The 10,820-nt window shown below is 72.5% G+C and carries 10 protein-coding genes and 2 pseudogenes; 5 read left to right on the top strand and 7 right to left on the bottom strand.

Annotated features, from left to right (window positions below):
• Positions 1-4 precede the first annotated feature (4 nt).
• Both ACGFY5_RS09995 and ACGFY5_RS09990 read left to right on the top strand, forming a co-directional pair.
• Positions 5-586 (top strand): helix-turn-helix domain-containing protein, encoded by a 582-nt coding sequence (locus tag ACGFY5_RS09995; RefSeq protein ID WP_392719225.1) that lies wholly within the window; start codon positions 5-7, stop codon positions 584-586.
• A gap of 11 nt (positions 587-597) precedes the next feature.
• Positions 598-1,054, top strand: a pseudogene (locus ACGFY5_RS09990) (NmrA family transcriptional regulator); the annotation flags it as partial.
• 122 nt (positions 1,055-1,176) lie between these two features.
• On the opposite strand, the gene ACGFY5_RS09985 reads toward ACGFY5_RS09990, so the two are convergent.
• The 4 genes from ACGFY5_RS09985 to ACGFY5_RS09970 form a co-directional block, all read right to left on the bottom strand.
• The gene (locus ACGFY5_RS09985; RefSeq protein WP_392719224.1) at positions 1,177-1,959 is read right to left on the bottom strand and encodes a thioesterase family protein; all 783 of its coding nucleotides are present in this window, start codon (positions 1,957-1,959) and stop codon (positions 1,177-1,179) included.
• Between the two features lie 17 nt (positions 1,960-1,976).
• Positions 1,977-2,933, bottom strand: a complete 957-nt coding sequence (gene trpS / locus ACGFY5_RS09980; RefSeq protein ID WP_392720455.1) for a tryptophan--tRNA ligase — start codon at positions 2,931-2,933, stop codon at positions 1,977-1,979.
• Positions 2,934-3,085: 152 nt separating this feature from the next.
• The gene (locus ACGFY5_RS09975; protein WP_392719223.1) at positions 3,086-4,186 is read right to left on the bottom strand and encodes an epoxide hydrolase family protein; all 1,101 of its coding nucleotides are present in this window, start codon (positions 4,184-4,186) and stop codon (positions 3,086-3,088) included.
• Positions 4,183-5,310 carry an FAD-dependent oxidoreductase gene (locus tag ACGFY5_RS09970; protein ID WP_392719222.1) on the bottom strand — a complete coding sequence of 376 codons (1,128 nt, stop codon included), beginning with the start codon at positions 5,308-5,310 and terminating at the stop codon, positions 4,183-4,185. The genes ACGFY5_RS09975 and ACGFY5_RS09970 overlap by 4 nt, the downstream gene beginning before the upstream one ends.
• Positions 5,311-5,378: 68 nt before the next feature.
• Between ACGFY5_RS09970 and ACGFY5_RS09965 the strand changes: the two genes are divergently transcribed.
• Entirely contained in the window at positions 5,379-5,876 is a 498-nt protein-coding gene (locus ACGFY5_RS09965) for an FBP domain-containing protein (protein WP_392719221.1), read from the top strand.
• Here the strand turns inward: ACGFY5_RS09965 and ACGFY5_RS09960 are convergent.
• The gene (locus ACGFY5_RS09960; protein WP_392719220.1) at positions 5,873-6,415 is read right to left on the bottom strand and encodes a dihydrofolate reductase family protein; all 543 of its coding nucleotides are present in this window, start codon (positions 6,413-6,415) and stop codon (positions 5,873-5,875) included. The two genes, ACGFY5_RS09965 and ACGFY5_RS09960, sit on opposite strands and share 4 nt — an antisense overlap.
• Before the next feature lie 90 nt (positions 6,416-6,505).
• Between ACGFY5_RS09960 and ACGFY5_RS09955 the strand changes: the two are divergent.
• Positions 6,506-7,471, top strand: a pseudogene (locus tag ACGFY5_RS09955) (GlxA family transcriptional regulator); the annotation flags it as partial.
• On the opposite strand, the gene ACGFY5_RS09950 reads toward ACGFY5_RS09955, so the two are convergent.
• Entirely contained in the window at positions 7,447-8,034 is a 588-nt protein-coding gene (locus ACGFY5_RS09950) for a hypothetical protein (RefSeq protein ID WP_392719219.1), read from the bottom strand. The pseudogene ACGFY5_RS09955 and the gene ACGFY5_RS09950 sit on opposite strands and share 25 nt — an antisense overlap.
• A gap of 275 nt (positions 8,035-8,309) precedes the next feature.
• Between ACGFY5_RS09950 and ACGFY5_RS09945 the strand changes: the two genes are divergently transcribed.
• Entirely contained in the window at positions 8,310-8,834 is a 525-nt protein-coding gene (locus ACGFY5_RS09945; RefSeq protein WP_392719218.1) for a DUF6624 domain-containing protein, read from the top strand.
• A gap of 43 nt (positions 8,835-8,877) precedes the next feature.
• On the opposite strand, the gene ACGFY5_RS09940 is transcribed toward ACGFY5_RS09945, so the two are convergent.
• The gene (locus tag ACGFY5_RS09940; protein ID WP_392719217.1) at positions 8,878-10,776 is read right to left on the bottom strand and encodes an ABC transporter ATP-binding protein; all 1,899 of its coding nucleotides are present in this window, start codon (positions 10,774-10,776) and stop codon (positions 8,878-8,880) included.
• Between the last annotated feature and the right edge of the window lie 44 nt (positions 10,777-10,820).

Raw genomic sequence — 10,820 nt, 5'->3', positions numbered from 1 at the left:
GGGGATGAGCGACGACCTTGATCCCGTCCTGACCGCCGTCGGCCCCCGGCTGCGTGCCCTGCGCGCCGAGCGCGGCACCACGCTCACCGACCTGTCGGAGGCCACCGGCATCTCGGTGAGCACCCTGTCGCGGCTGGAGTCCGGGCAGCGCAAACCCACCCTGGAACTGCTGCTGCCGCTCGCCCGGGTGCACCAGGTGCAGCTCGACGAACTCGTCGGCGCCCCCACCACCGGCGACCCGCGGGTGCACCTGCGCCCCTACACCGTGCACGGGCGCACCACGATCCCGCTGTCGCAGCACCTGGGTGGCCTGCGCGCCTACAAACAGATCATTCCGCCGACGCCGGAGCACGTGGACGTCACCGAGCAACGCGTCCACGAAGGTTACGAATGGCTCTACATCCTGTCGGGGACGCTGCGGCTGATCCTCGGGGAGCACGACCTGACGCTCGGCGTCGGCGAGGTCGTCGAGTTCGACTGCCGCACCCCGCACGCGATCAGCAATCCCGGCCCGGCCGCCGCCGAGATCCTCGCCCTCTTCGGTCCCCAGGGCGAACGCCTCCACGTCCGGGCGCGCACCACCTGACCGCGACCGGGCTGCTGCGTCCCGGCGGGTTCGCGTCGAACACGGTCGCGTGGGTGCCGTCGGTGCGGGCCTCGCGCACGGTCGCGGCCCCGTTCGCGGACGTCGCGCTGCCGGTGGTGGATCCGGGTGACATCACGGCCGTGGCCGCGGCGGTGCTGACCGGGTCCGGGCACGCCGGCCGAGCCTACGAGCTGACCGGCCCCGTCGCGGTCACCCCGCGAGAGCAGGCCGCGGCGCTCGCCGCGGCACTGGGGGAGCCGGTGACGTTCACCGAGCTGTCCCGCGCCGACGCCCGCGCCACCCTGACGCAGTTCATGCCCGCCCCGGTAGCCGACGGCACCCTCGACATCCTCGGCACCCCCCACCCCGGACGAGCAGCGCGTGAGCCCCGACATCGAGCACATCCTGGGCCGCCCGCCCCGCTCCTACACCAGCTGGGCCGCCGACAACATCGCCGCCTTCCGCTAGCGCCGCACGCCGGGCCAGCGGCTAAGCGGTCCCGTTCGGGCAAGCCGGAGCACGCCCGAACGGGACCGCTGCGCGGCCAGCGGCCCGAACGGGACCGCTTGGGCCGGGTAGGCCGCGGCGGGTCAGCGTTCGGTGATCAGCAGGGTCTGCAGGATGCGGCCGCAGTCGCCGGACAGGTCGTCGAGGCGACCGATCGCCAGCCCGGACCCGCCCGGGCTGGCGACGGTCTCCGACCGCAGGCACAACCACTCACCGACCGGTTCGCGGTGCAACGCCACCGTGATGTCGGTGTTGATCACCAACCGATGCACGAAGTCGAGCTCGGACCCGACCGCCCAGTTCGTGTCGGCGATCGTCAACGCCCGGGTCACCGGCGAATCCTCCGCATCCGCGATGAGCGGAATGCGTTGGCGCCCCCACGCCTCACCGGGCCCGGCCTCACTGAACCCACCACCGGACACGAACCGCCACTCCATCGCCGACAGGTACCCGGCGGTGTGCGCCCCGGCGCCCATCGGCGGCGGCGTCTCGGTGCCGGGCACCGGCGACGCCTGCACCCCGTGCCGCAACGCCGGCGTATCGGCGGGCCCGGCCAGCACCCGCCACGCCCGCGCCCGCATCACCGACCGCCCACCGGCGGTGATCTCGGCGTCCAGCAACTCCGTCCGCGCCGACGAACTCACCGTCGTGACCACCACCGACAATTCCGCGACCGGCACCGGCCGCGGAATGTCGAGGGTCACCCGCGCGATCCGGAACCCCTCCCGCGGCCGGTGCCGTTCCATCACGGCGCCGATCAGCCCCGACGGCGGCCCGGCGTGCTGCAACTCGGGGCTCCACGGCCCGGCCGTGGCCGTGCTGCTCTCGAACCGGCCGTCACCCAGATCACGGTAGAACGCATCCACGCGAGTCAACGTACCGGTCAGTACGCCATGCCCATGGCGGTTCGCACCTGCGTGAGCGTGGCGTCGGCCACCGCCCCGGCCCGCGCCGCACCCGCCGCCAGGACCTCCCGCACGACCCCCCGGTCGGCCGCGTAGGCCGCGCGGCGAGCGCGGATCGGCGCGAAGTACTCGTTGACCGCGTCGATCACGACCTTCTTCAGTCCCGCCGCCCCACCCGGGCCGACGTCGGCGGCCACCGCCACCGGGTCGGAGTCCAGGCACAGCGCCGCGAGCAGCACCAGGCTCGACACCTCCGGCCGGGTCGCCGGGTCGTAGGTGATGTGCCGGTCGGCGTCGGTCTTCGCGCTGCGGACGAGCCGCGCGGTCTCGTCCGCGCTCGCGCCGATCGCGATCGCGTTGCCGCGGCTCTTGCTCATCTTCTGCCCGTCCGTGCCCAGCAGCAGCGGCGCCGCGGACAGCAACGCCTCCGGCACCGGGAACACCGGTCCGTACCGGTCGTTGAAGCGGCGGGCGATCGTGCGGGTCAGCTCCAAATGCGGCAACTGGTCCTGCCCGACCGGCACGAGCGTCGACTTCCCGAACAGGATGTCCGCGGCCTGGTGCGCCGGATAGGTGAACATCAGCCCGCTCACCGCCCGCCTCGACTGGACGATCTCGTCCTTCACGGTCGGGTTACGTTCCAGCTCGGCCACCGACACCAGGCTCAGGAACGGCAGCAGCAGCTGGTTGAGCGCCGGCAGGGCACTGTGCGCGACGATCGTGGTCCCCGGGTCGATACCCGCGGCCAGATAGTCCAGCACCAGCCCGTCGACGTGCTCGCCAAGGTTCGCGGCGACGTCGCGGTCGGTGAGCACCTGGTAGTCGGCGACCAGCACCGTCAGCTCGGCGCCGCCCTGCTGCAGGCGCACGCGGTTCTGCAGCGTGCCGAAGTAGTGCCCGAGGTGCAGCGGCCCGGTCGGCCGGTCACCGCTCATCACACGGTCCACGGGGTTTCCCTTTCAGACAGGGGACCGCCGGTGGACAGCAAAATGGGCCGTTCGCACCGAACGGCCCATTCGAGGTCATGCTCAACGAGGCGCCGCTCCTATCCGGAGCGCCACCACGCCTGGCACGACGTCAGCATGCGTCAGAGCTTACCGAAGAACTCCCGCACGTCGGCGACCAAGAGATCCGGGACCTCGAGCGCGGCGAAGTGGCCGCCGGTGTCGAAGTCGGTCCAGTGCACGATCGTGTTCAGCGGCTCGGCGTAGCGGCGGATCGCCATGTCCTCGGCGAACACCGCCACCCCGGTCGGCACCGGCGACTTCCCGGTGGGCCGCATCCCGCGGGTGTGCAGCACCTCGTAGTACAGGTTCGCCGACGACCCGGCGGTGCCGGTCAGCCAGTACAGCGTCACGTTGGTGAGCAGCCGGTCGCGGTCGACGGGGATCGCGTCGCCGTGGGTCCATTCGAAGAACTTCTCCACGACCCACGCCAGTTGCCCGACCGGTGAGTCGTGCAGCCCGTAGGCCAGCGTCAGCGGCTTGGTGCCCTGCTGTTTGAAGTAGCCGTTGCCTTCCCGGCGGTAGTAGCGGGAGAGCGCCAGCCGCTGCTTCTCCGCCGCGCTGAACGAGTCGTCCGGCTCGACGCGGCCGGGGGCCATGAACCCGCCGGTCGCCGCGTTCACGTGCACCCCGATCACCGCGTCCGGGTGGCGGCGGCCCATCGCGGGCGCGATCACCGCACCGAAGTCCCCGCCCTGCACCCCGTACCGCGGGTAGCCGAGGCGGGCCATGAGTTCGGCGGACGCGTCGGCGATCCGGTCGATGCCCCACCCGTCACCGGCCAGCGGGGCCGAGAAGCCGAAGCCGGGCAGCGACGGGATCACCAGGTGGAAGTCGGCGCTCAGGGGCGCGATCACGTCGAGGAACTCCACGACCGACCCCGGCCAGCCGTGCAGCAGCAGCAGCGCCACGGCGTCCGGGTCGGCCGACCGGACGTGCAGGAAGTGCACGCGCTGCCCGTCGATCACGGTCGTGTACTGCGGATGGGCGTTCAGTTCGGCTTCCGCGGCGCGCCAGTCGTAGCCGTGCGCCCAGTAGCCGGCCAGCTCACGCAGGTAGTCCACGGGGACGCCGCGCTGCCAGTCCGGGCCCGGTAACGATTGGGTCCAGCGGGTGCGGGTCAGCCGGTCGGTGAGGTCGTCGAGGTCGGCCTGGGCAACGTCGATCCGGAACCGGTCGATCATCCGTCGACCGTAGCCAGCTGCGCGGACGCCGTCAGCAGATCCACCAGACCCCGCGGGGCGTCCTGCCGGAAACACACCGCGAGCGCCGCCGCCGCTTCGGCCGCGACCGCCGCGGTGCGGGGGAACAGCAGGTCCTCGTAGGCGCCGAGTGCCGCCTCCCGGTCGCTGCCGTGCCCCACCAGCGCCGCGGCCAGCTCCGCGCCGTCGAGCATCGCGTGGTTGGCGCCGTCGCAGGCGAACGGCGCGGTCAGGTGCGCGGCGTCGCCGAGCAGCGTCACCCCCGGCGTGCGGGTCCACCGGTGCCCCGGCGGTAGCGCGTGGATGGGGCGGGCCACCAGCGGACCCCCGGCGTCGGCGATCACCGACCGCAGGCCGGGATGCCAGCCGCCGAACCGGTCGAGCAGCTCCGCCCGCAGGTCCACCGGCGCCCACTGCACGTCGGCGGTCACCACCGCGTACACCTGCAGGCTCCCGTCGGGGTCCCGGTGCCCGATCAGGCCCTGCCCGTCGCCGAGGGCCAGCATCAACCCGTCCCCGACGACGGCTGCCGCCTGCGGGTGGCGGGCCTCCGCGTCGAACAACGTCATCTCGACGTAGGTCAAGCCGGCGGCCGCGGGCACTGCGGGCGACACGAGCGGCCGGACCGCGGACCGGCCGCCGTCGGCGCCGATCAGCACACCCGAGGTGACCGGAGGCGCCCCGGCGATGCTCAGCTCGTGCCGGCCGTCACCGACCGGCCGGGCACCGGTGACCTCCGCACCCCAGCGCACCGTCCCGGCCGGGAGAGAGTCGACGAGCAGCGCGCGCAGGGCGCGGCGGTCGACCTCGGGCCGGTCGGGCAGCGCACCGGCGTGCTGCTCGTGATGCAGAGTGCCCTCGCGGTCGAGGATGCGCAGCGCACCACCGCCCGCCGACGTGATCACCGCGAGGTCCCGTTCGAGGCCGGCGGCGCGCAGTGCGGCCTGGCCGGTGTCGGGATGCAGGTCGAGCACACCGCGCCGGGTGGTGCCGGGGCCGGGGTCCCGGTCGTAGACGACGGCGGGCACACCGTGGTGGTGCAGCACGCGGGCGGCGGTGAGCCCGCCGAGCCCGGCACCGACGATCACGATCGGATGATGCTCCATTGGGTCACTTTGTCATGCTTCGGGTATCGCGCGGCAAAACAGTTGTCGCGGCGCGTAGCGTCCGTTGCATGAAGCAACTCGCCGAGCCGGAGATCCGGGATGCGTTCGTCAACTGCTCCCGCGGTGAGGCCAAACGCCTCCCGATGGCCCGCGACCTGGACACCCGCCTGTGGGACGACCTGGACTTCCTGGGCTGGACGGACCTGTCGGCACCTGATCGCAGCTACCTGGTCACCGAACACGACGGCGCACCGGTCGCCGTGGTGCTGCGCGCCGCCGCCGGGCAACGCGGCTACCTGCGCCGCAGCCTGTGCTCGCTGTGCCTGACCCAGCACCCGGGCAGCGGTGTGGCGCTGATGACCGCCCGCAAGACCGGCGCCGCCGGCCGGCAGGGCAACTCGGTGGGCACCTACGTGTGCAGTGACCTGGCGTGCTCCCTCTACGTCCGCGGCATCAAGAAACCCGTCGCCGTGGGCGGGCGCATCGAGGAGTCGCTGACCGTCGAGGAGCAGATCGAGCGGCTGCGCTCGCACCTGGACAGTTTCCTCGCGAGCCTGGAAAGCTAGCCCGCCGGCGCGTAGGTGACCGCGATCGCACCCCCCGGGAACGGCTCGGAAGCCACCAGCGTCAGATCGGTGGGCGCGGTGAACAGCGGCAGCCCCGACCCCAGCGCCACCGGGTGGATCACCAGCCGGTACTCGTCGACCAGGTCCCGGCCGATGAGCGCGCGGGCGAACCCGGCGCCGCCGTGCGCCAGCAGATCGTCGCCGTCGTCGGCTTTGAGGCGGTTGATCTCCGCGGCCAGGTCACCGCGCGCCACCGTCGTCTGCGGCCACGTGCCCTCGGCGAGGGTGCGGGAGAACACGATCTTCGGGATCTCGTTCATCGGCGCCGCGTACGGCTCGTCGGAGTCCGGCCAGTACCCGGCCATGTCGCCGTAGGTGATGCGCCCCATCAGGTGCGCACCGGCCTGTCCGAGCAGGTCGGCCATCCATTCCTGCAGTTCCTCGTCGACGCTCGGGAAGATCCATTCGACGTCACCGTCGTTGCGCCCGACAAATCCGTCGAGCGACACCGACATCTTCAAGACGAGCTTTCTCGGCATGCCTCGTGCGTAGCGGTGCCGGGGGATGGGCGCAAGCCGGTTACGTGACCTCACGCCGGCAAGATCTCGGCGGTGGGTAGTGTTCCGGCCATGGTGACGATCGCGGTGCTGGCTCCGCCGCACGTGGTTCCGTTCGATCTGTCGGTGCCGGTCGAGGTGTTCGGCCGTGCCCGGCTGGCTGACGGGAAGCCCGCGTACCGGGTGATCGTGTGCGGACCGGCCGGGGACGTGGAGGCCGGGCTGTTCACCCTGCGCGTGCGGCATCCACTGGCGGACCTGGATCACCTGACCGCGGCGGACACGATCGTCGTGCCGGGCGTCGACGACGGCGACCTGCCCGTCCCGGCCGAGATCGTCGACGCCCTGCGCGGCGCGGCCACCCGGGGAGTGCGGATCGCGTCGGTGTGCTCCGGGGCGTTCCTGCTCGCGGCCACCGGCCTGCTCGACGGGCTGCGCGCCACCACCCACTGGCTCGGTACCGGGCAGCTGGCCGCCCGATACCCGGCGATCGACGTCGACCCGGACGTGCTGTTCGTCGACAACGGCCAGATCCTCACCTCCGCCGGAGCCGCCGCGGGCCTCGACCTGTGCCTGCACATGGTGCGCCGCGACCACGGGGCGGCGGTGGCGGCGCAGGCCGCCCGCCTCTCGGTGATGCCGCTGGAACGCGACGGCGGCCAGGCGCAGTTCATCGCGCACGAACCGCCCGTGCCCGACGGGGTGTCGCTGCGGCCGTTGCTGACGTGGCTGGAGGAACACCTCGACGAGGAACTGACCCTCGACCGCATCGCCCGGCAGGCCGCGCTGTCGACGCGGACGTTGTCGCGGCGGTTCCGGGAGCAGACCGGCACCACGCCGGTGCAGTGGCTCAACCGGGTTCGGTTGCGCCGTGCCCAGCACCTGCTGGAATCCACCGACCACGCCGTGGAGCGCATCGGCGGGCTCGTCGGGTTCACCGCGGCCAGCACGTTCCGGGACCGGTTCGCGCGGCTGGTGGGGGTGAGCCCGGCGGCGTACCGGGCCCGGTTCCGTCAAACCCCGGTCGTCGAGCCGGGGCGCACGATCATCAGCACGACCACGACCGCCCACAGCAGGTTGAACACGCCCGTCACCACGCCCAGCCGCGCCGCGGCCTTGGCCGCATCCGGACGACGCCCGGTGGAGGTGGCTGTACCTGCCGTAGAGGGTGAGTCTCCTTCCCTCCCATCGGTGTAACCCGCGAGACCGCTGTCAGCAGCCGTCCCGCCCCGGCCGGCAGCGGGGATCGGAGCGGCGGCGGGATCGGTGGTGGCGGCGGTGAGGGCGGCCGCTTGTTGCGGGAGGACGGCCAGCGCGAGGACCGCGGCGGCGAGTGCGGTGAGGGCGATCGAGGTGAGTAGCCAGGCGTCGGTGAGGACACCGAGCGCGGCGGCGGTGGCGAGGCCGAACGCGGGCACGGTCAGGCCGACGACGCTGTAGACGCGGCAGATCCGGTGCAGCACGCCGAGGATCACGGGGGCTTTCGGATCCTGGCCGGCGGTGCGTACGTACCGCGGGAACATGCTGGCCGCGACGGCGACCGGCCCGATCGTGAGGACCGCGGCGAGGACATGGAGGCTCAGAAAGAACGGGGCATTCACGCACCCCGACGCTAGGAGCACCCGCCGCCTGTGAGCAGTGGCGAGAACGCCATCCTCCACCGACTTCCCGCCACGAGCGTGGCGCGCGGGATCTCGGTGCCTGTTCAGTATGACGCGGGCGAGGGCTCCGGGGCATCGTTCTGGGAGATGACGACCACGGAACGGCGCACGGCCTACGGTTGCGGCGCCGCCGATGGGGCGGCTGAGCGCTGCACTGTTGGGGCCCTCATAGGGGGCCAAACAGTGCAGCGCTCGGGGAACGACAAGGAGATGGCGTGGTCGAGCAGGTGCGGGAGTTGGCGGCGGAGCTGATCGCGATGGCGGCGGCCGACCTGGAGGCGACCACGTACGGGCTGGACACCGCGAGCCCCGAGCATCAGCTCGCGTGGCGGCGCCTGACCGCCGAGCACGGCGACCGGCTCGCCACGCTCATGGCCCGGCACGGCTGGCCGACCCCCGGCCTCGTCGGCGAGGAAGCGTCCCGCTGCGCGTGGAAGATCGCGATGCACGCCGACCGGCAACTCGACGTCCAGCGCCGCGCCCTCGCCCTGCTGGAAGCGGCCGCCGCGACCGGCGACGCCACCGCCCGCGAGGTGGCGATGCTCCGCGACCGGGTCCTGGTCAACGAGGGCCACCCGCAGATCTACGGCACCCAGATCGCCGCCGTCGAGGCCGGCCGCCCCATCCCGTGGCCGATCGCCGACCCCGACACCGTGGACGCCCGGCGCGCCTCGGTGGGCCTCCCGTCCTTCACCGACCACATCGCCGCGAACCCCCTGCCCACCCCGTCGGCCTCCTGACCGGAGCGGTCAGGAGGCCGACGGCGTCAGGAGGCCGACGGGGTCAGGCGACCGGGGCGGGGAGGGAGTCGGTGGCGGTGGGGTCGTCGGCGAACTGGGTGCGGTAGAGCTCGCTGTAGCGACCACCGAGGGCGAGCAGTTCGGGGTGGGTGCCGCGCTCGACGATGCGCCCGCCCTCGACGACGAGGATCTGGTCGGCGGCCCGCACCGTGGACAGGCGGTGCGCGATGACCACCGCGGTGCGCCCGGCGAGGGCCTCGGCGAGCGCGGCCTGCACGGCGGCTTCCGACGTGGAATCCAGGTGCGCGGTCGCCTCGTCGAGGATCACCACCCGCGGACGCGCCAGCAGCAGCCGCGCGATCGTGAGACGCTGCCGCTCCCCACCGGACAGCCGGTAACCGCGTTCCCCGACGACCGTGTCGAGCCCGTCGGGCAGCGCGGCCGCCAGATCGGCGAGCCGGGCCCGTTCGAGGACGTCCCAGATCTCGGCGTCACCGGCGCCGGGCCGCGCCAGCAGCAGGTTCTCCCGGATCGACTCGTGGAACAGGTGCCCGTCCTGGGTGACCAGCCCGAGGGTCTCGCGCACCGAGTCGGTGCGCAAATCCCGCACGTCGACACCCGAGAGCGTCACCGACCCGGAGTCGACGTCGTAGAGGCGGGGGATTAGCTGCGCGATCGTGGACTTCCCGGCCCCGGACGACCCGACGAGCGCGACCATCTGCCCGGCGCCGGCGGTGAACGACACGTCGTGCAGCACCTCCACACCCCCGCGGGTGTCGAGCGCCGCGACCTCCTCGAGGGAAGCCAGCGACACCTTGTCCGCCGAGGGGTAGCTGAACCGCACGTGGTCGAACGCGACCGACACCGGCCCGTCGGGCACCGCCCGCGCATCGGGTTTCTCGGTGATCAGCGGCGGCAGATCGAGCACCTCGAACACCCGCTCGAAGCTGACCAGCGCGGTCATGACCTCCATGCGGGCACTGGCCAGCGCCGTCAGCGGCGCGTAGAGGCGGGTGAGCAGCAACGCCATCGCCACGACCGCCCCGGCATCGAGTTGCCCGCGCAGCGCGTAGAAACCACCCAGCCCGTAGACGAGCGCCAAGGCGAGCGCGGACACGAGTGTCAGGGCGGTGATGAACACGAACTGCACCATCGCGGTGCGCACCCCGATGTCCCGCACCCGCCCGGCGCGCTCGGCGAACGCCGCGGACTCCCGCGCGGGACGCCCGTAGAGCTTCACGAGGGTGGCGCCGGGTGCGGAGAACCGTTCGGTCATCTGGGTGCTCATCACCGCGTTGTGGTCCGCGCCTTCGCGTTCCAGGCGCGCCAGCCGCGCACCCATCCGCCGCGCGGGCAGCACGAACACGGGCAGCAGCAGCAACGCCAGCAGCGTGATCTGCCAGGAGATGCCGAGCATCACCACCAGCGTGAGGATCAGCGTCACCAGGTTGCCGACCACACCGGACAGCGTGTCGCTGAACGCGCGCTGCGCACCGATGACGTCGTTGTTCAGGCGGCTGACCAGCGCGCCGGTGCGGGTGCGGGTGAAGAACGCGATCGGCATGCGCTGCACGTGGTCGAACACCGCGGTGCGCAGGTCGAGGATCAGCCCCTCCCCGATGCCGGCCGACAAGCGGCGCGTGGCCAGCCCGATGCCGGCCTCGGCGACGGCGATCACCGCGATCAGCACCGCCAGGCGCACCAGCACCCCGGTGGCCTCACCGCCGACGATCGCGTCGACGACCCGCCCCGCCAGCACCGGGGTGGCCACGGCCAGCAGCGCACCGGCCACCGACAACCCCACGAACACCAGCAGCGCCCGGCGGTGCGGGCGGGCGAACCCACCGATGCGCCGCAGCGTCGCCCTCGAGAACGGCCGGCGTTCCTCACTCGCGTGCATCGCGTGGTACAGCGAGTTCCACGCGGTCATCTCCATGCTCATGGCAGCACCGTAGAAGTTGAAGTGGGCGTGAGGTCAAGGATCCG

It is taken from the genome of Cryptosporangium sp. NPDC048952 (assembly GCF_043197895.1).
Taxonomy (GTDB): domain Bacteria; phylum Actinomycetota; class Actinomycetes; order Mycobacteriales; family Cryptosporangiaceae; genus Cryptosporangium.
The sequence above is the reverse complement of the archived record's forward strand: the minus strand, read 5'-3'. Positions and strand labels throughout refer to the sequence as shown.